Raw genomic sequence first — 19,243 nt, 5'->3', positions numbered from 1 at the left:
GAGGGCGTAGATCGCCGGACGAATCATCGAGACGAGGCTGGACATGGCTTACGAGCAGCTACCCATCGTGGAGGTCGAACTGAGCCGGCTCCTGCTCGACCTGGAGAACTACCGCATCCCGACGCGTCGCGACGATGAAGCCGGAGCCTTGAAGTATCTGTTCGCTTCCGAGGACGTCCTCGGCGCGGCGCGGCTGATCCTCCGCGACGGCTACTTCGACAACGAGGTGCCGATCGTGATCGCGGCGGAGTCACGGGACGAGCCGCCTTCGTACATCGTCCTGGAAGGCAACCGGCGCGTCAGCGCACTCAAGGCTCTCTACGACCCGACGATCGTGCCTGGTCACGAAGCCGAGGTTCGCTCACTGCTCAAGCGGTACGCAGTCGAGGCAGAGAACCTCCCCGAGCGAATCCGCGTGATCGTGGCGACTGATCGCGCGACCGCCGCCCCGCACGTTGCCCGACTGCACACTGGCATCTCCAAGAAGCGGTGGAGCCGCGACCAACAAGCAACCTTCTACTACTCACTCGTGGACGACCAGACGACTGTGGAGGACGTCAAGGCGCAGTACCCCGATGTCGAGGTCGCAAGGTTCATGAAGATGGCTGTGATGCGACGCTTCCTTGCCGCTGCGCCATTCTCCGATCACACCCTCCGGCAGTACGCCGCCAGCGACGACTTGGCGATGTCGGCCTTTGAGTACGCGTACCGAAGTAAGGACATCGCGGCTGCGATCGGGGTGGAGTTCGATAGAGACGGCATGTTGCTTCCTCGGTCCTCAACTCCCGAAAAGATCGCGTCGGAACTTCCAAAGAAGAAGCTCGGTGCATTGGAGTATCTAGTCGGGGAGTTTCGCGCTGGAAGGCTCAACACCCGCTCTCCGGAGCTCAAGAAGCGTGATGACGCCTACCAGCCGTTCGTGGACCGTCTCAACGGTGTACCCACTACAGCAACGCCGACACCATCACCCGCCGCGCCCGCACCACCGACTCCGCCTGGACCGTCGCAAGGTGGCAGCCACGGAATGCCTCCAAGCGGTCCCGGCAGCGCGACCGGCGGGGCAACGCCACCCCAGCCGGAGCCTCCGAGCGGAGCAGGAAGCCGTGGACCGAACCATCCAGACACAAAGGACACGCTCGATCTGTCTGGCCTCGACTACGAGAACGCACCACTGAACCTCAAACTGCGCTACTTCGAGCTACGACGGATCAACCTGGGAAACTTGCCTATCGCGTCCGCGATCCTATTGCGCTCTGTTCTCGAAGCCACCATCAAAGTCCATTTTGAGGGCTCCGCAACGCCCGCGACAGGCGAGTTGAGTGCGGTTTTCAAAGTGGTCGCGCAAACCTATGGCTCGGAGAAGACTCTCAAATCGACCATCGGCGCCATACAGTCGGGAAACGCCCACAAACATGGCTCTATCCAGTGGTTCAATCTCATCGCGCACAGCGCAGATGCGTCAGTGACCGCAGAGGACGTTCGGCAGGCGTGGAAGGTGGTCAATCCGCTGCTCAGGCGCTTGTTGCGTCCGCCATTACAGTCTGCCCCTGCAACGCCTTGACCACACCGGCGACCGCGGGCGATGCAACGAGCAGTTCTTCGGCCTGCCCCGGATACCGCGCGGAGTAGGTCAGCTCCAAGCGGCATTGGAAGTGCTCGCGATACAGCTTCTCAATCAGTGGAGCCGTGTCATACGTCATGAGCCAGTGCGCCTTCTCAACCGTATTGACGATCGCCGCGAGGGCTGTGTGATCGCGCCCGTCGAACGCGTTGAGGTAGAGCTGAGACCCTGCCTGAACATAGGGCGGATCGATGTACATAAATGCTCGATCGTCCTGAGCGTAACGCTGGATCACTGTCCTGCCGTCAAGGTCTGAGACCGTGATCTGATCGGCCAGGCCTCCGATCGCAGTCAATCGTTCGATGAGCGTTTCACGATTGAAGCGGGCGTCAATCTTGTATCTCCCTTCCTGCCGCTGACCGCCGATAACTCCGGCATTCAGAATCCCTGAACGATTGGTCCTGTTCAGAAAGAAGAAGGCGAACCCGAGGCGGAGTGAATCTCGCTCATCGCGCGATCTGTATATCTCTCGCTGCTTCTGCCATTCAGCGATCGTGAGTGGGACGGACGCAACCATTTCAACGAAGTTGGCATTGTCTCCGACCGCAGATTTCCAGAAGGCGTACACCGCAGGGTCAATGTCGTTGACAACCAGTTCTTCGACAATGCCCTCGCGGAGCAACGCAATCCCAGCTCCCACGCCACCGGCATATGGCTCGATATAGCGTGCGCGCTCGACCCTGAGGGCATCGATGATGTCGCCAAAGAAGCCAGCGAGCGCCGCCTTTCCTCCCGGATAGCGGAGCGGCGAGAGCGTTCCGTACCGACGTGACGCGACAACCCGCAGCGTGTCACTCATCAGGACTCCTTCCCTGCTCGATGCGCGGCGACTCGGCAGCGAGCCGAGCAGAAGCGCGCATCACCTCGACCGAGGAACGCCTGATCGCAGCGCTCGCAGTTACGCCACGCCTTACGGCGACGTAGCCGCTCATGACGCAGCGCTCGATCAACGTCAGTGAGGCCCGCGTCGCTGAGGCTCGTGAGGTCCTGCATGTAACGGATACTACTCGTAACGACATCACAGAGCCATCGACACGCCGAATCGATGCGGTACACCGCGAAGGGACGCGCCAACCGAATGCGACTGTGTCGTGGTCAGTGCCTTACGGCGCGGTGGGCTCGCCTGCGCGTCACCGCGAGGACGGCACCGGTTGCCGTTCGCGACGCTCCCCCGCACGGACACTTATGAGCTGGATCAGACTGACGGGGCCGATCCAGAGGAACCTGAAGGCGTTCCAGACCAACAGCAGGACCAGCAGGTAGAGCCAGCCGGGGCCGCCGTCGTTGATGATCGTGGTGCAGATCGCCGCGGCGTAGAAGTAGACCCCGGCGAGCAGCATCGCGGGGACGCCCCACTTCAGGCCGCGCCGTGTGCGGATCGCGTTGAGCAGCAGATTCGTGGGTGCGTAGCGGAGTACGCCATAGCCTCGTGCGCTGAGCGCCACGCACGTCCGGAGCATTGCGGGCCTCATTCCTCGTCATAGCGCGACGGTGTTCCGTCGTGGAGGCGGCTATGAACCGAGTGCCCGCGAGGGGCCGTCCCGAAGGACCCGCGTAGTTTACTGAATCTGCCTCGCTACCGAGTCTACGACTGACTCGCGACAGAGGGAACCCCGGCGGCAGCCGGGCGTGTACCTCGTCGGTGACCTTGGAGCGGAAGGGACACCGATCATGGCGACGTTGGCGGAGCAGGTGCAGGGTGAGCGGATGGCGCGGATCGCCTTGTCGATGATCGCCGAACCTAACGACCCGGCCACCGGCCACGTCCTCACCCGTCACGGCGGGGTCGAGACGCTGCGGCTGATCGAGTCCGACGACGAGGTGCCCGGCCTGGCCCGCGCCGACGCACTGATGTGGCGCGAACGACTGACGGCGCGGGTCACGCCCGGTCTGCTGGATCAGATGGCTCAGGCGGAGCGCCACGGGTTCGGCACGCTCATCCCGGCGGACAAGGAATGGCCCGCCGGCCTGAACAACCTGGGCGAGCGTGCGCCGTACCTGCTGTGGACGCGCGGCGCGGCCTCGTTCTTGACGACGCCGCTGAGCGATCGGGCCACGATCACGGGCGCTCGCGCTGCGACCCCCTACGGCGAGCACGTCGCCGGCGAGCTGGCGATGGGCCTGGCTGATGAAGAACGGGTCGTCGTCTCCGGTGGTGCCTACGGGATCGAAGGCGCCGCGCACAAGAGCGTGCTCGCCGCGAGCGGTCAGACGATCGCGGTCCTGACCGGCGGGCTGGATCGCCCCTACCCGGCCGGGCACAGTGAGCTGCTGAGTCGCATTGGGGATGTCGGGCTGTTGGTGAGCGAGCTGCCGCCGGGAGCCGCACCGACCAGGTATAGGTTCCTTGCTCGCAACCGCCTGCTGGCGGCGCTCTCGGGTCTAACCGTGATCCCCGAGGCCAGCCCTCGGTCCGGGTCGATGACCACTGTCATCGCCGCACGCGAACTCGGCCGGGGCGTGGGCGCGGTGCCCGGCCCGGTGACCAGCGTCGCCAGTGCCGGACCGAACGAACTCATCAAGCAAGGCTTCGCCGTGCTCGTCACTCAGCCGAGCGACGTGATCGCTCTGCTCGATTCCAACGCCCCAAACCGCGTTGTTGCGCGATCGGAGCTTGGACGGGACCTCGGCTACCGGTGGCCGTCTTCGGGCGCACCGGGACCCTCGCTCTGACTTCCGTCACCCCGCATCAAGGTGTTGTAGTTTGGGCACCGAGGTGTCGGCGATGCTTCTCCGGTAGTCTTGACGGCATGGGATCGCCTGAATCAGACAGAGCGGGGCTACCGGTACACCGGTAGCCCGTGATGCTGGCGTTTTCCCTCATCCTCTTCTCGCGTGCGCTCCTTGGCGTCGCGTCTGTGTGAGCTTGCGCATCCGAAACACCGGTCGTGCCATACGCACCCGTACCCGCTCTCTCATGTTTCGGAAGCACACTTATGCCCTTCTTGTTGTATCTGCTCGCCCTGGCTGTCTTCGCCCAGGGAACCTCCGAGTTCGTCCTGGCCGGCCTGCTGCCGGCGATCGCCGCTGAGCTCGGCGTGTCGCTGAGCCAAGCCGGTCTGCTGACCTCCGCGTTCGCGGTCGGCATGGTCATTGGCGCACCCGCGATGGCCGCCGGTGGCCGGAGACTGTCGCCGCGGTGGACGATGACCGGGTTCCTCGCCATCTTCGTGATCGCCCACATCATCGGGGCGCTCACCGACTCCTTCACAGTCCTCCTGCTGACCCGGTTCGTCGCCGCCCTCGCGAACGCCGGGTTCCTCGCCGTGGCCTTGTCGACGGTCGGTCGGATCGTGGCCGCCGGCCAGCGCGCCCGCGCTCTGGCCGTGATCCTCGGCGGCACCACCCTCGCACTCATCGCCGGCGTCCCCCTCGGCGCTCTCGTCGGCGAGATGCTGGGGTGGCGTATGACGCTGTGGGCGATCGCCGTCATCTGTCTGCCCGCGCTGGCGGCCGTGCTTGTGGCGACGCCGACCCGGACCGAGCCCGGTGCCACAGCCACCACCCCGGCGACACTTGGCGCCGAACTGTCGGTACTGCGCCGGAGACCGCTGCAGCTCGCTGTCACCTTGGCGGTCCTGGTCAACGCAGCGACATTCTGCACATTCACCTACCTGGCGGTGATCGCTACCCAACCGGCGGGCGCAAGCGAGGCTGCGATTCCCGGGCTCCTGGCACTGTTCGGGATCGGTGCCTTTCTCGGCGTCACCGTGGCCGGCCGGCTCGGGGACCGTCACTGGCGTCCGTTGCTCGGGCTCGCGAGTCCCATCCTGCTCGTCGGCTGGGTCACGCTCGGCCTCGCGCCCGTCAGTCCCGCCCTGCTGTGGACGCTCGCATTCACGCAAGGCGCTTTGTCCTTCGCCGTCGGCAGCACCTTGATCGCGCGGATCATGGCCGAAGCGGAATCGGCTCCAACCATGTCCGGGGCATACTCCACCGCAGCACTCAACATCGGAGCGATCATCGGCCCCATCGCGGGCGGCCTTGCCCTCCACCTCGTCGGAACCCACGGCATCGCCCTGACCAGCGCAGCACTCGTCGGCCTCGCGCTGCTCCTGTGGTTGCGCAGCGCAAACCAGCGCCAAGGAACCGGCATGTAGGACCGACCACGGAACGAAGACCCGGCACCGACGGGGTTCGACAGCACGATGTCACCTCTTCACGGCGGATCACTCTGGTTCGAGCCAGTCGTAGCTCGAACCAGAGTGATCCGCGCAGCCGTCGCGCCTCTGGCATTCAACTGCGTGACCGTGACGGTCGTTCGCGACGGCAGCGCGATCTTGCTCAGCGAGTTCGGACAGAAACCGATCAACGTAGGCGACGTGATCCTGCTGGCCGCGAACACGCTTTGTGGCGGGGAATCGGAAGAGCAGGTGACCGTCACGACGATCTGCGCGGACACCGACTATGTGATCGACCAGGTGTTCTGGCAGCATGTCGGCCTATTGCAGGATCGACTGGACGCGCAAGACTTCGCCGCCACCATCTATACCGAGCCCGCGCAGATACTTCGCCTCGGTGAAGGTCGGGCCGGTGCGCTCGAGCCCTGGCTGGATGAGCTGGTGGCACTCAGCACTGAGCACCGGCCGGTCGAGAACTTCTACCGGGTGCAGGCGTTGTGGTTCTCCATCGCACACGTGATCGCGCCGTTCATCAGAACGTCGGATACGCGCCTGTCATCGACGCAACGAGCGACGACGTGGCCGGCGGTTCCGCGCGTTCGCCGGTTCTCCCCACTACGGCGAGAGGCACGAAGAGGCGCTGAACTGCTGCGGAGCGATCCAGTTCGGCATTGGTCGGTGGGCGACCTCGCCGCCGAACTGCATCTGTCGAAGTCGCAGGTTGGCCGACTGTTCGTGGATGCCTACGGCAAGTCACCGATCGCCTATCTGACGATGCTACGGACGGAACGGATGGCGCGCCTCATCCGCACGACAGACGATCCGATTTCGATGATCGCCCGCAAGGTCGGCTGGGGCGATCCTGACTTCGCGGCACGTCAGTTCCGCCGCAGCATCGGCGTGACGCCCCGCAAGTACCGCTCGATGATTCACGACCGTGCAGCGCAGATGGTTGGCTGACGGCGGTCTTAAAGGCTCGGCCCCTGCCGCACCACGACGTTCGTCCGGTGTTGCTCCGCCGGTGCGTTGTCGGCAGCGATGGCTTGGGCGCGGTTGAGGGCGGCGCGGGCGCGGATGGAGTCGATCTTCTGACTGGTGTTTTCTGGTTCGGTGCCGAGCGGGGTGCTGGTGTCGGTGATCTGATAGCGGTCGCGGTAGGCCGCGACTGTGCGAGCAGCGCGCCACCATGCCGCCTGTTGCTTCTTGTCCTTCGGCACCGTGCCGAGCTTCGCTACCCACGGCTCCTTATCGCTGAGGGCACCGCGGAGCACGCCGTCGGCGCGGGCTTCGATCAGCTCGTGGCGCTCGTCCAGGGCTTGCCGCATGTCCTCGGTCATCTGCCCGCCAGCGTGCGGGATCAATCCGACGATCAGCCTCGGGGACTTGCGAGTGCGGCCTGAGCCAGCGGGCCGGACGGTGGCGCGCGCGACGCGGGCGTGCAGGACGGAGGCGATATCGTCGGCATCGTCCAGGCTCCGCGCGGCGACCAAACGCGGGAGCAGCGCGTCGAGGTCGTGATGGTTGGCCTCGGCGTAGCGCAGCTCGGCCGACAGCGCGCCGTAGGCGTCGGAGCCGAGCACGTCTTCGATCTGCTCGACCGTGAGCCCGGACGCGGCGAGCAAGGTCGCCCAGCGATCGTGCTGAGCGGCTTGCGCGATGGTGTCGTACTCGGCCGCGAGTTGGGCGATCGAGCCCCAGCGGTCTTGCTCGGCGGCGATCGTCTCGTGCGCGGACAGCTCGGCACCGATGTGCTGCAACACGCCGTAGAGGATCGAGCGGGCGGTGATGTTCGGGTTGTCGCCGGGATGCGGCACCGCGTGTTCGACGTCTTCTCGGCCGACGGCGACGTAGGCGTGGTTGCTGTGGGCGCCGCGGGTCATGGAGACGTAGAAGTTCTCCCGCGTGGTGGTGGCGGTGACAACCGCGTGCGCGGTGTCGGTGGTCACGCCCTGGGCGCGGTGCGCAGTGATCGCGTAGCCGAGGTCCAGGTGCTCGGCCACGTAGTCGGCCGGCAGGACGATCCCGCCGCCGAACCTGCGTCCGGCCGGGCGGATGCTGACCGACCCGTCCTCCCGAACCCCGGTGACGATCCAGCGGGCGCCGTTGCGGACCCACGTTCGGCCGTTACGGAGCCGCCGGTCGTTCTCGCGGGTGATGACCAGATCGCCCTCCGAGACCGCGGTGCCGTCGCGCAGCGGCAGTTCGCGGGTGGGATTCACGGTGCCGTCGATGATCCGATCCGCCCGCGCCCTGGCGTTCAGCTCGGTGACGGTCGCGTGGGTCTCGGTGACCAGGATCGACGCGCGCCCGGCGGCAAGATCACGTCGCCATGCGGTGTAGGCGGCGTCGATCATCGCTTCCTCATCGCCCCCGGTGATCCGGCCGTGCTCGATCAGGGTGTCGATCGCCTCGGCGCGTCCGTGGCGGAGCTGGAGCGAAGTGGTCTTCTCCCACTCGTTGGTGAAGCGGTGCAGATCGGTCAGCTCGGGGGCGTCGTCGCGATCGTGCACGAGCATCGCGAAGCTGCCGCCGGCGCCGGGTGATTGGAGCTGGCCCCAGTCGCCGACCAGGAGGACTTTCGCGCCGGCCTTCTCGGCTTCACGGGTGAGCCGATCCAGCGACATCGTTCCGGCCAGGCTCGCCTCGTCGATGATGACGAGCTGCCCGGCCGTGAACGTAGTCCCGTACATGATGTGGTTCTGCCACCACTTCGCCGTGTTCTCGGTAGCGATGCCGAGGTCATCGGCAAGGACCTGCGCGGCGACCGCCGAGGGGGCGAGCCCGATCACCGAGCCGGCGCCGTGCTCCTTCTCCCACGCCCGCCGGAGCCCGTTCATCGCTGTCGTCTTCCCGGCCCCAGCCGGACCGACCAGCACGTCCACGACACGACCGGAGACCGCGATCGCGGCAAGGGCCGCGGCCTGATCCTCGCCGAGCACCCGGCCGCGCGCGTCGGGCCTGCGGGCGATCCTCTCGACCGTCTCCAACGGCACCACCTGCCCGGAGGTGTCAGCGGCGCGTGTCAGGAGTCGGTCTTCGGCGGCCAGCAGGGCTTCGGAGGAGAACAGGGTCGAGGCGTGCGGGCGGAACCGGGAGGTGCCGTCCATGCGGCGGAACTGCAACGGGCTCGACGCCAGCTCCGGCGGCGTCAGCCGCAGCGAAGCGTGCTCGGCGGCATCGACCACGAGCCCGGTGATCGCCTCCCGGTCCTGGATGCTGGCGAACCGCCACCCCATCAACTGCCGGGATGCTTCGGCGTGCAGGTTCCAGCGGGTCCAGGTCGAGCGCTTCTCACCGACCGTCTCCATCACGGTCTGCCCGACCTCGCGCACTACATCCAGTGGCACGTCGTCGGCGCGCAGCACTCGCCGTGGTGCCTGTGCGTTCGCCGTCGTGAGGGTGCGCGCCCAGCCGTTCGCTTCCCGGCGCAGCACCCGGCCGGCGCGCTGTCGCCACTCGGCGGTGAGATCGGCCAGCGAGCGGACCTCCTTCTCCGGCCTCGTGGCGAGTGTCGCCTGTGCCCGCAGTTTCAGCACCGTTCGGGATGAGGGCTGCCTGCCGTGCTTGGCGACGTACTCCGCGATGAGGCGGTCTTTCTCGGCCTCGATGTGCCGTGACCGGGTGGAGAACTCGGCCACGAGTTCGTCGGGCACACCCTCGATTTCCCATGCCGGGTTCCGGTCCCTGCCACGTTCGCGGGCCTCCCACTCGACGCCGAGGACACGGGTGAGCTGATCGGCCAGAGCGGCGTTGTAGAGCTCGGAGACCGCGACGACCACCGCGTGCATCGGGCGGCCCGCGAGGGTCCGCCAACGCCCGTCCTGCACGGTCAGGACCTTGTTGCTGATGACGACGTGGGTGTGCAACTGCGGGTCGCCGGCGCGGCTGTCGTAGTGATCGAACGCCGCGGCCACGACTCCGGCGACATCGACGTGCGCAACCGCGCCGTCCGGGCCGGTTGCACCGACGCGGGTTGCGGCAACCTCGCGTTCGAGGAACGCAACCAGCTCTGCAACCGCCGCATGATGGGCGTCCGCGATCAGGGCTTGGGTGCCGGCGTCGGCAACCGCCCAGATCGTGGAGACCGACTTCGGCACGCTGAACGTGAAGTCGTAACCGGCTACCGCGCGGCGGGTGCCGCGCTCGGCTTCCTCCGCCTCGATCGCAGCTACTTCCTGCGCTCGAGTCGCCGGCCCCAACTCGGGGTCGAGGGCGTCGACGCGCTGCTTGATCCGTTCTCCGATTGACGCGAACTGCTGGTAGGAGCGGCCCAGCGGCTCGCCCGTGATCGGGTCATGGCCCATCCCGATCAACAGCGCGAGCTGAGCTTCTGAGACCTGCGCTCGCTCGACCAGCTCGCCGTGCCCGAGCTGGCCCAGCCCCGAGCCCACCCAGAAGCCCGGCGGCGTCCCCGCCTCCGCGTAGTAGCGGGTCAGTGGCGTGCTCAGGCTCCGGTCGCCGTCGCCCGCGGCGATGGACTTCAACAGGTACTTGTACCCATCGCCCGCGCTCATCACGCGCATCGAAACCGTCACCTGGGCTGCTCCTTCCGCCGGCGTTCGGAGGGCAGGTGAGCCCGCGAGCCCGATCGCATCCAATGCGACTCGGGACGGCTCGCGCCTCGTCTGAAAGACGTGTGGTGGCTCTGGTGACCTGCGAGAGGGTGGCGGCGGGCTGGCGCAGCCCGGCGCCACGTCGACGGGGCGTCTCAACGCGGGACGTAGGACAGCAGGGCCGAAGCATCCGTAGTTGCTGTCGGTTAGGATGGGAGGCATGTCAGGTGCTTCTGCTGCGGCCGCTGCCGCTGTGACGGAGACGCTCCGCTAGCGGCGGAACGTCTTCTCACTTTTCAGTTTCCACGTTCCGTCGCTTGATCGTCGGTTCGGAGCGACACACGTTGTCGCCCGATTCTTCATTCGAGCAGCGGAGTTTCAATGTCTTTCAGCACCTCATCGTCGCGGCCAGCGCAAGTTTCGGCCGCACATTCCTGGGCAGTCCTCGTGTGCCTGTCTGTCCTGCAATTCCTCATCGCCGTAGATGTCACCGTGGTCAACGTAGCGCTGCCATCCATTGGCAACGATCTGGGCGTTGACCCGCGCGGCCTGACATGGGTGGTCGTCGGCTACACCATCGCAGGCGGTGGCTTGCTCATGCTCGGTGGCCGCCTGGGGGACGTCTTTGGCCGCCGCCGCCTCCTTCTCACCGGTACCGCGATCTTCGGAGCAGCCTCTCTGATGGCAGGGCTCGCAGATTCCTTCGCGCTACTCGTGATCGCCAGGTTGCTCCAGGGAGCAGGTGAAGCACTCGCCCTGCCTGCTGCGATGGCAACGATCGTGCTCTTGTTCCCCGAAGGGAAGGCTCGCAGCCGTGCGCTGAGCGTCTGGGCGGCAGTGGCGAGCTGCGGTCTCGTACTGGGATTCGTGCTCTCGGGAATCATCACCGAACACCTGGGGTGGCGATGGATCTTCCTCATCGCGGTTCCATTCATTCTGTTCGTACTGCTCGCCACGGTCGTCCTCCTGCCACGCGACCAGAAACAAGAGCGCGCCCCGTTGGATTTCCTTGGATCGATCCTGCTGACGAGCGCACCCCTGCTGTTCGCATTCGGGGTGGTCGAAGCCGGAGAGAACACCGGGAATCTGCCATGGCTAGCAATCGCCGCCCTGGTAGGAGCGAGTGTCGCCGCAGGCCTGTTCGTCACAGTGGAACGCCGAGCCGCGAATCCTCTGGTTCCTCTGACCTTCTTCCATAACCGAACACGGGTGCGAGCAAATCTTGCGACTGCACTACTGAGCGCGGCGCTTTCGACATCATTCCTGCTGTTCACGTTCTACCTACAGGATGAAGTCGGTCTTTCCCCACTGGAAGCCGGTCTGCTACTCCTGCCCCTTGCCGTGGCACTCATCGCCGCCGTGACCATCGTGCCCCGCCTCTTGGGGCGCTGGGGAGCGCGTTCTTGCATCGTTGTCGGGCTAAGTTCCGCAGGAGTAGGCATGATCGTGATCGCTGTAGCTGCGCAGTTGGAAGCCCCCGCATGGCTGCTGACCCCCGCGATGCTGTTTATCGCCGCAGGCATGGGATTCGGGCTCGTTGGACTGCAGTATGCGGCGGTGACCGAGGTCACAGAAGAGGATGCGGGAGTCGCGTCCGGGGTCCAGCGGGCCTCGGACCAGCTCGGCGGGTCCGCGGGGGTCACCGTCTACGTCGGCTTGGGTTTTACGTCGATCGCCCACGGGCTATCGCCCTACGTACTCAGCAGCGGACTCGCAATTGTTGGTCTCTGTATTGCAGGCGGCATTGCCGCGCGAATTGCCCTCCCCAACGTCGAAGTCACGAACACTGACTCGATGGGCAGTTCGTAGGCATCCGCGAGCACGTAAATGTGATGGACGAGGTGCTCTATGGCGCCCTCGAACAGCTCGTTTGATCGAAGCAGGCGAGGGTTGCGGTACGAACCACTCATAGTTCGTACCGCAACCATCTCCCGTGCTCGCCTGCCGGTCGCGTACGACTGCGTGAAGGTGATCGTCGTTCGCGATGGCTCGGCAATCCTCTTCAGTGAGTTTGGTGAACAGCCCGTCGGGCCCGGCGACGTAATCTTGCTCGGCGCGAACACTCTATGTGGCAGCGAGCCCGAGGGGCACATCACCGTAACGACGATCTACGCAGACACGGACTATGTGATCGACCAGGTGTTCTGGCAGCACGTCGGCAGCTTGTGCCACCGTCTCGACGCCCAGGACTTCGCAGCAACGATGTACACCGAACCTGCGCAGGTACTCCGCCTCGGCGAGGATCGCACCCAGGGGCTGATGCCCTGGCTCGATGAGTTGGCGGCATTAAGCATCGAAGGACGACCCGCGAAGAACTTCTACCGGATGCAGGCTCTTTGGTTCAGCCTGGTCGATGTGATCGCGCCCTTCGTCAAGACTTCGCAGGTGCGAGTGTCGCCGACGCAGCGCACTACAACGTGGCCGTCCGCGCCACGACATCGCCGATTCGCACCATTGCGAGCGGAAGTTCGCAGGGCAGCTGATCTCCTGCGTGCTGAACCCCAGCGACGATGGTCTACGACTGAGCTCGCTGACGAGGTACATCTCTCAAAGTCGCAGCTCGGCCGCTTGTTCGTGGAGGCGTTCGGGAAGTCTCCTATCGCCTATCTCACGATGCTTCGCACCGAGCGGATGGCCGCGCTCCTGCGCGAATCCGATGCGCCGATCGCTCTGATTGCTCGCGAGGTGGGTTGGAGCGATTCAGATTTCGCTACGCGCCAGTTCCGCCGTAGCGTCGGGCTGACTCCCGCCGGTTATCGGGCTTTGAGCTACGGAGAAGGTTCCGTACTCAACCGGCGGAAGCGCGCATCTGCCCCGACGATATCCGCAGGATCAGCTCGTGCGACAACCGAGGACACCCTCGCTCCGGTAGTCCGGTAGAGACCAGTCGGGTTCGTCGCGGAGCCTGACGGTCGCCAGTCTCGTTTCCGTCGTCCGTCTCGTCTTCCTGATCCGCCCGGCGTACCTCGTGGTCGCACGGCTGCTCCCTCCCGGGGCGGCCCTGGCGGAGGGAGGTCCCGCGATGGCGATGAGGAACGAGACACGGGAAGCGAAGCTCGACGCGCTCGAAGAACGCATCGTGCGCTCGGTCGAGGAACTGGTGTCGGGTGAGGACTGGCGTCGGGCGATGGAGTTCGCCGCACGGTTCCGGTCGAGGTCGTTCAACAACACGCTGCTGATCTGGGCGCAGCACCTGGACGCCTACGAGCAGGGCCGGGTGTCGGCCCCGACGCCGACGTGGGTGGCCGGGTTCCAGGACTGGAAGAAGATGGGCCGCTGGGCCGAGGCCGGCGGCGGCTATGAGATTCGCGCGCCGGTCCGGGTGAGGTTCGCGACAGCGATGCCGAAGGACCCCGCCTCGTGGCGACGCCTGACCAAAGGCGAGAAACCGCGCCCGGGCGAGGTGGTGCAGCGCCGGATCGTCAGCGTCGTTCCCGCTCATGTGTGGGATGTGTCCCGGACTCACGGTGCCGAACTGCCGGAGCTGCCAAGCCCGAAGCTGCTGGAAGGCGAGGCACCCGCCGGTCTGTGGGAGGGGCTGGCCGCGCAGGTCGAGTCGCTGGGGTATGAAGTGCTGCGGATGCCAGACGCCGACGCGATCCGCGGCGCGAACGGCATGACCGACTACGACACCCGGCAAGTGCTCGTGCGCACGGACATGGACCCGGCCGCGCAGGTGAAGACCCTCGCGCACGAGCTGGGTCACGTCCGGATGCACGGGCCGAACCAGCAGGAGGCCCGCCGGCATCGCGGGACCGGTGAGGTCGAGGCCGAGTCGGTGGCGTTGATGATCGCTGCCGCGCATGGCATGGACACCAGCGACTACACGGTCCCCTATGTGGCGGGGTGGGCGGCGAACGTGGACGGCAAGGACCCGGTTCAGGTCATCCGCGACACCGGCGAGAAGGTCCGGCGCACCGCGACCGAGGTTCTGGGCCAGCTCGATACGATCCAGCTCGGCAACGGCAACCCGACCTCGCTGCGCATCGACACCCCCGAACGCTCCGGACCCGCACACTCTGGACCAGAACGGGCACCGGAGCGGGCGCCGCGGGTGGAGCCGCTGCCCGAGCGTGAGCCGCGGAGGGTGCAGGCGGCGCCGGGGCCGGTGCTGTGATGGTCGCCCCCGGAACCCTCGCCGCCGTGTTCGACCGGCTCGACGGTCTGCCGTTGTCGGTCGCGGCGCGCGAGTTGGCACGGGCCGGGGTGCCGGTGTTCCCGTGCGTGCCGGGTGAGAAGACGCCCCTCGTCTCGTCCGGTTTCCGGCGCGCGACGACCGACGCGCGGCGCGTGCAGGGGTGGTGGCGGTGGCAGCCGGAGGCGAACATCGGCATCCCGACCGGCGCCGTCTCAGGTCTGGTTGTGATCGATGTGGACGTGCACGGTGTCGATGGGTACGCGGCGTATGCGCGGGCGGCTCGGGCGGGTCTGATCCCGGCGCCATTGGCGACGGTGACCACGCCCACCGGGGGTCAGCATGCCTACTTCCCGGCTGTCTCGGGGCGGGTGCAGCGGTCGTGGGTGGTCGGCAAGGCCGGCGTGGATTGCCGCGGGGACGGCGGCTACGTCATCGCCCCGCCCTCGACGCTGCGACTGGACGGTACTTCGGTCTCGTACCGGGTCGAGCAAGTGGCCACCGGTGTGGTCGCCCCGGTGGATGCGGTGCGGCTACGCGACTTCCTCGATCCGCCACCGCCACGCCGCCCATTGCGGCAAGGTGGGCAGGCGTCGGGACGGGAAGACGCGGACCGGCTGGCGGCGTGGCTGTCCCGGCAGGTCAAGGGCGATCGGAACTACAAGCTGTTCTGGGCCGCGTGCCGCCTGGCTGAGGGGAACGTGCCGGTCTCCGAGGCTCTAGATGCGCTGGTGCGTGCCGAGCAGCCCGACTTCGCCGAGCGGGAGATCACCCGCACCGTCTACAGCGCCTACCGCAGCGTCAACGCGGGAGCCGCCCGCCGAGAACGCTCCGCCTCGGCGAGCCCGCCAGCGGGCGGGCTCGCTCGACGTGATCCCGGGTCACGGGCGAGCGCGGTGAGGGGCCTGGGGTGAACAGGGTGCGGGGGCAGCGCTGGGCGGTGGTCACATCCGTTGCCGGGACGGTGTTCATCGCGGCCGGGGCGTTCTGGCTGTCGTTCACCGCGTTGGCGGACTTGGCCCGCCGCTCCGGGATCGGTGCGGGGCAGGCGTGGGCGTGGCCACTGATCGTCGATGGCGTGATCGTGGTGTCCACAGTCGCCGTGGTGGCGCTCGCCGGTGAGAAGGCGGCCTGGTATCCGTGGACGCTGCTGATCGGCGGCGCGGCGGTCTCGGTGACGGCGAACTCCCTGCACGCGGTCGTCGCCGCGGACGCCGACGTGCCCGGCCCGCTCGCGGCCGCCGTCGCCGCGGTGCCGCCCGTGGTGCTGCTGGCGATCACCCATCTGACCGTCGTCCTGACCCGAGCCGGCGCCCGTCCCGCCGACCCGCCAGAGACAGCGGGCGAGGTGCCGCCCGCCACGGCCACCGTGCCAGGCATCGAGCCCGCACCGGCCGCACCCCCGCCTGCCACGCCCGGCCCCGTCGAGGCGGGTGAAGACGCGGGTTCGGATCGTCGGGCGCAGGCGGCGCAGCTACGGGAGCGGGAGTGGTCGAACAAGGCCATCGCCCGGCACCTGGGAGTGCATCCCTCGACGGTCGGCCGGTGGCTGCCCCGCCCCGAGCGTCCCGACGCGCACCACAGCGATGAGGCCGGCCCGCCCGGGTCCGAGCCCGTAAGGGAAGGAGTCACGTCATGAACGACCAGGACCAGACGAACCCGGTCGAGCAGTACCGCCGGCATCGCGTGCCGGACGACGCCCCGCAGACACAGACCGCGCCGGCCGAGGATGCGGAGGCGACGGGAACGCCGGACGCGATCAGGGACGCCGCGTCCCGCCGGGCCGCGAAGGAGAAGCTGGCGCAGGTACGGGGCCGGGGCGTGGACTGGGTGCGCCCGACCGATCTGTTCGCCCGTGCCGGCGGGGCGCTGTCGCGCGGCGGCATCGACCTCGCCGCCGCGGGGAGCCGCCGGCTGCGCGCTCCGATCGAGAAGGGCGCGCAGTGGGCGGGCGAACGGGCCCGGCATCTGCCGCCGTTGTCGGCGTTCGGGCGTCGCGGCGGCACGGACCATGCCCAGGCGCGGTCCGGGGTCGGGATGCGGTAGCCGGGAGCGGTGGTCAGTGGTGGACGCCTGGCTGGCGGAGGTCAGACCCGCAGGGACCTGCGGGCGCACCTGCCCGCCAGGAGGTGCCCCGACCATGACTGACGACACCACAACCACCGGCACGACCAACGCGACGAGCAGCGGCGAGCGGGCGGAGGACTACCGCAGCAGCGAAGGGCTGCGCGCACTGCTGCACCGGCTCCACGCCGCGGGGCGTGGAGCGTGGGAGCAGGACCCGGTGGCGGGCGAGCTGATGGCGTTCGCGGCCGAGAAGTACGCGGCCCTGGCGCACAAGCACCGGCTCGACCCGTGGGAGGCCGCGTCGGCGGCGTTCGACGTGATGCGCAGCAAGGCCGCCCGCACCGCGGATGACCCGTGGGCGGTGGTCACCCACGCGGTGCGGATCACCTGCATCGCCGAGGAACGCGGCCAAGGGCTGCTGTGCTCGACCCACCAGGCGCGTCGGCCCCGCTACTCGGTGTTCCACGACCCCGAACGGCTCTCCGACCGGGAGAACCCACTGGACGACTACCACCCCGCCTTCCAGATCACCGATCCGCATGACACCACCGGGCACGGCGAGGAACACGATGACGACGCGGGGCGGGACGGGTCGGAACCGACCTCGGCGACCGCGGCGGTCGCGGATGCGATCACCCTGCTGGTGCTGCTGGGCTGGCCGGCGGGGACCGCGCGGGCGGCGGTGGAGCATGTCTGCGGGGCGCTGACCCGGGTCGGGAACCGGCACACCGCCTACGAGACGCTGCGGCGCGACAAGCACGCCCGCGCGTTGCTCGACATGCCGGGCCGGACCTGGGCGGTGCTGCTGCGTGCGCTGCTGGGCAGCCCCGCGGCGGAGCTCGCGGCGACCGGCGCCGGACGGGGCATCCTGCTGCGGCTGCTGATCGGTGAGACGCTGCCGGTGCTGCTGCGCGACGACGACCTCGTGCTCACCCTGTCGCTGGCGGCACCCGGCACGAACACGCGCGGCACCGACACGTCGCGAGGCGCCCGATGAACACCCCGGACGGGCGGATCGAGCTGGAGCGGACGGTGGACTCCATCACCGTCGGGCGCCGGCACCGCACCGACCTGGGCGACCTCGACGCTCTGGCGGCGTCGATCGAGCGGGACGGCCTGTTGCAGCCGCCGACGATCACCCCGGACGGGACGCTGGTGTGCGGGGCGCGGCGGCTCGCGGCGATCAAGCAGCTCGGGCACCGCCGCGTCAGCGTGTGGGTGCGTTCGGGCATCTCGGACCGGCTCGGGCATCTGCTCGCTGAACAGGACGACAACCAGCTCCACAAGTCCCTCACCCCGATCGAGGCCGCCGGGCTGTACCGGGAGATCAAGGAACTCATCGCCGAGGACGCCGCCCGCAGGAAGGCGGCCACCCAGTTCCAGGACGGCCACGAGCCCGGGAAGCATGGTCCCGCCGATTCGGCGGGACCACCAGCACCCGGCCCGCTCGGTGATGCCCGCGCGCAGGCAGCACGGATGGTGACCGGCTCGTCGTCCTACACGCGGCTGGAGCAGATCGGGTTCCTGCAACGCCTGACCGGCGACCCCGCCGTCTCTGAGGAGCTGCGCGGCCAGGCCCGTGACGGGCTGGCGCGGATCGAGGCCGGCGCGCCGGTCAATCCGATCTTCCAGCGTCTCCGGGACGCACACGCCGACACCGGTGCCGAGCGGGACCGGCGGCTGCACGAGCTGGCCGACGAAGCGCTCGCCCGCGTCCACACCACCCGGCGCGGAAAGGCTCCGAAACGGGCCGCATCCGGGGCGCGACCCGCTGACGGGGACGAGGGGCCGACGCGGTTCTCGGTACGCGCGTTCGTGCTGACCTGGGGCGAGCTGGACGCGTGGTGGACGCACTACGACGTGGACGAGCTGGCGACCGACCTGACCGACGAGCAGATCGAGGCGTTCTTCGCCGCCGTCGAAGGCACGATGGCCTTCGCTGACCGGCTCCGCACCGCCCGCACCGCGACCCAGCCCGACCAGCCGCTGCTACGCGCCCTCTGAACTACCCCGGGTCCCGGCGTGTCGTGGGTGGGCGCACCTGGCGGGTATGAAGACGAATCTCGCGTCCTGGTCCCGTGGCCGGCTGATCGCCGTGATCGCCGCCGGGATCGTGCTGCTGCTCCTGGTCGGTATCGGCGTCTACGGGCTCATCACCGGCCCACGACCACCCCGTGACGACGCACCCGCACCGGCACCGACCGTCACCGTGCCCGGCGAGACCGGCCCGGAGGCGCCAGGGCCGCCGCTAGTGTTGCCCTCTCACGACCCGGATCAGTTCGCCCGCAACGTCGCGGAGGCGCTGTTCGGGTGGGACACCGGCTCGGGGCTGATGCCGCTGGACTACTCCGCGGGAATCTTGGAGGTCGGCGACCCCTCCGGCGCCGAGCAGGCCGGACTCGCCTCGGACATCGCCGCCTACCTGCCCTCCCGGGAGGCGTGGATCGAGCTGCGCCAGTACGCCACCACCCAGCGCCTGGTCATCGACCGCTCGTTCGTACCGGAGGCATGGGATCAGGCGGTCGAGCAAGCCCAGCCCGGGCAGCTCCCTCCTGGTGCCACCGCGGTCACGATCGAGGGCACCCGCCACCGCGCGGGCGTCTGGAACGGCGAACCGGTCACGGCTGAGCAGTCGGTGTCGTTCACGGTGTTCCTGGCCTGCCCGCCGCCGACACCGCAGTTGCGCACCGGCCTGTGTCATGTACTGCGCCTGTCCCAGCTCGACAACCCACTCCGATAGCCGCCG

16 protein-coding genes are annotated in these 19,243 nt (G+C 67.9%); 13 read left to right on the top strand and 3 right to left on the bottom strand.

Features of this window, described 5'->3' with window-relative positions:
- Positions 1-43: 43 nt before the first annotated feature.
- Positions 44-1,561, top strand: coding sequence for a hypothetical protein (locus DTO57_RS00270; protein WP_070637982.1), 1,518 nt, complete (start codon positions 44-46; stop codon positions 1,559-1,561).
- On the opposite strand, the gene DTO57_RS00265 is transcribed toward DTO57_RS00270, so the two are convergent.
- Entirely contained in the window at positions 1,512-2,420 is a 909-nt protein-coding gene (locus tag DTO57_RS00265; protein WP_070637984.1) for a DNA adenine methylase, read from the bottom strand. The genes DTO57_RS00270 and DTO57_RS00265 overlap by 50 nt on opposite strands.
- Before the next feature lie 331 nt (positions 2,421-2,751).
- Complete coding sequence (locus DTO57_RS00260; RefSeq protein WP_070637987.1) at positions 2,752-3,081, bottom strand: sulfate permease; 330 nt, start codon at positions 3,079-3,081, stop codon at positions 2,752-2,754.
- 211 nt (positions 3,082-3,292) lie between these two features.
- Here DTO57_RS00260 and DTO57_RS00255 point away from each other — a divergent pair, with 211 nt between their 5' ends.
- The 3 genes from DTO57_RS00255 (at position 3,293) to DTO57_RS00245 (ending at position 6,702) form a co-directional block, all read left to right on the top strand.
- The gene (locus DTO57_RS00255) at positions 3,293-4,294 is read left to right on the top strand and encodes a DNA-processing protein DprA (RefSeq protein WP_070638547.1); all 1,002 of its coding nucleotides are present in this window, start codon (positions 3,293-3,295) and stop codon (positions 4,292-4,294) included.
- A gap of 263 nt (positions 4,295-4,557) precedes the next feature.
- A complete protein-coding gene (locus tag DTO57_RS00250; protein WP_070637989.1) occupies positions 4,558-5,721 on the top strand; it encodes a Cmx/CmrA family chloramphenicol efflux MFS transporter in 1,164 nt (387 codons plus the stop codon).
- 105 nt (positions 5,722-5,826) lie between these two features.
- Complete coding sequence (locus DTO57_RS00245; RefSeq protein WP_229730359.1) at positions 5,827-6,702, top strand: helix-turn-helix transcriptional regulator; 876 nt, start codon at positions 5,827-5,829, stop codon at positions 6,700-6,702.
- An 8-nt stretch (positions 6,703-6,710) separates the two neighbouring features.
- Here DTO57_RS00245 and mobF read toward each other — a convergent pair whose 3' ends face one another.
- On the bottom strand, positions 6,711-10,265 hold the full coding sequence (gene mobF / locus DTO57_RS00240; RefSeq protein WP_070638553.1) for a MobF family relaxase: 3,555 nt from the start codon (positions 10,263-10,265) through the stop codon (positions 6,711-6,713).
- Positions 10,266-10,676: 411 nt separating this feature from the next.
- On the opposite strand from mobF, the gene DTO57_RS00235 reads away from it, so the two are divergent.
- The 9 genes from DTO57_RS00235 to DTO57_RS00195 all read left to right on the top strand — a co-directional run bounded on the left by DTO57_RS00235 (position 10,677) and on the right by DTO57_RS00195 (position 19,237).
- Positions 10,677-12,104, top strand: coding sequence for an MFS transporter (locus tag DTO57_RS00235; protein ID WP_222843206.1), 1,428 nt, complete (start codon positions 10,677-10,679; stop codon positions 12,102-12,104).
- Positions 12,105-12,143: 39 nt separating this feature from the next.
- A complete protein-coding gene (locus DTO57_RS00230; RefSeq protein ID WP_114116243.1) occupies positions 12,144-13,175 on the top strand; it encodes a helix-turn-helix domain-containing protein in 1,032 nt (343 codons plus the stop codon).
- Positions 13,176-13,317: 142 nt separating this feature from the next.
- A complete protein-coding gene (locus DTO57_RS00225; protein WP_114116242.1) occupies positions 13,318-14,412 on the top strand; it encodes an ImmA/IrrE family metallo-endopeptidase in 1,095 nt (364 codons plus the stop codon).
- Positions 14,413-14,438: 26 nt separating this feature from the next.
- Positions 14,439-15,344 (top strand): bifunctional DNA primase/polymerase, encoded by a 906-nt coding sequence (locus tag DTO57_RS00220; protein ID WP_229730361.1) that lies wholly within the window; start codon positions 14,439-14,441, stop codon positions 15,342-15,344.
- A 26-nt stretch (positions 15,345-15,370) separates the two neighbouring features.
- The gene (locus tag DTO57_RS00215) at positions 15,371-16,069 is read left to right on the top strand and encodes a helix-turn-helix domain-containing protein (RefSeq protein ID WP_114117223.1); all 699 of its coding nucleotides are present in this window, start codon (positions 15,371-15,373) and stop codon (positions 16,067-16,069) included.
- A complete protein-coding gene (locus DTO57_RS00210) occupies positions 16,066-16,476 on the top strand; it encodes a hypothetical protein (RefSeq protein WP_114116240.1) in 411 nt (136 codons plus the stop codon). The genes DTO57_RS00215 and DTO57_RS00210 overlap by 4 nt, the downstream gene beginning before the upstream one ends.
- A gap of 94 nt (positions 16,477-16,570) precedes the next feature.
- On the top strand, positions 16,571-17,494 hold the full coding sequence (locus DTO57_RS00205; RefSeq protein WP_114116239.1) for a hypothetical protein: 924 nt from the start codon (positions 16,571-16,573) through the stop codon (positions 17,492-17,494).
- Entirely contained in the window at positions 17,491-18,501 is a 1,011-nt protein-coding gene (locus DTO57_RS00200) for a ParB N-terminal domain-containing protein (protein WP_114116238.1), read from the top strand. Before DTO57_RS00205 ends, DTO57_RS00200 begins: the two co-directional genes overlap by 4 nt.
- Before the next feature lie 46 nt (positions 18,502-18,547).
- The gene (locus DTO57_RS00195; protein WP_114116237.1) at positions 18,548-19,237 is read left to right on the top strand and encodes a hypothetical protein; all 690 of its coding nucleotides are present in this window, start codon (positions 18,548-18,550) and stop codon (positions 19,235-19,237) included.
- Positions 19,238-19,243 lie beyond the last annotated feature (6 nt).

The organism is Microbacterium sorbitolivorans (genome assembly GCF_003327285.1).
GTDB lineage: Bacteria > Actinomycetota > Actinomycetes > Actinomycetales > Microbacteriaceae > Microbacterium > Microbacterium sorbitolivorans.
This window is presented reverse-complemented; position numbering and strand designations above follow the sequence as displayed.

Bases quoted from the DNA above. Each gene is read 5' to 3' on its own strand.
- DTO57_RS00230 (WP_114116243.1), top strand. From the start codon at position 12,144: ATGGCGCCCTCGAACAGCTCGTTTGATCGAAGCAGGCGAGGGTTGCGG.
- DTO57_RS00235 (WP_222843206.1), top strand. From the start codon at position 10,677: ATGTCTTTCAGCACCTCATCGTCGCGGCCAGCGCAAGTTTCGGCCGCA.
- DTO57_RS00210 (WP_114116240.1), top strand. From the start codon at position 16,066: ATGAACGACCAGGACCAGACGAACCCGGTCGAGCAGTACCGCCGGCAT.
- DTO57_RS00250 (WP_070637989.1), top strand. From the start codon at position 4,558: ATGCCCTTCTTGTTGTATCTGCTCGCCCTGGCTGTCTTCGCCCAGGGA.
- mobF (WP_070638553.1), bottom strand. From the start codon at position 10,265: ATGCGCGTGATGAGCGCGGGCGATGGGTACAAGTACCTGTTGAAGTCC.
- DTO57_RS00265 (WP_070637984.1), bottom strand. From the start codon at position 2,420: ATGAGTGACACGCTGCGGGTTGTCGCGTCACGTCGGTACGGAACGCTC.
- DTO57_RS00200 (WP_114116238.1), top strand. From the start codon at position 17,491: ATGAACACCCCGGACGGGCGGATCGAGCTGGAGCGGACGGTGGACTCC.
- DTO57_RS00225 (WP_114116242.1), top strand. From the start codon at position 13,318: ATGGCGATGAGGAACGAGACACGGGAAGCGAAGCTCGACGCGCTCGAA.
- DTO57_RS00260 (WP_070637987.1), bottom strand. From the start codon at position 3,081: ATGCTCCGGACGTGCGTGGCGCTCAGCGCACGAGGCTATGGCGTACTC.
- DTO57_RS00255 (WP_070638547.1), top strand. From the start codon at position 3,293: ATGGCGACGTTGGCGGAGCAGGTGCAGGGTGAGCGGATGGCGCGGATC.
- DTO57_RS00270 (WP_070637982.1), top strand. From the start codon at position 44: ATGGCTTACGAGCAGCTACCCATCGTGGAGGTCGAACTGAGCCGGCTC.
- DTO57_RS00195 (WP_114116237.1), top strand. From the start codon at position 18,548: ATGAAGACGAATCTCGCGTCCTGGTCCCGTGGCCGGCTGATCGCCGTG.
- DTO57_RS00205 (WP_114116239.1), top strand. From the start codon at position 16,571: ATGACTGACGACACCACAACCACCGGCACGACCAACGCGACGAGCAGC.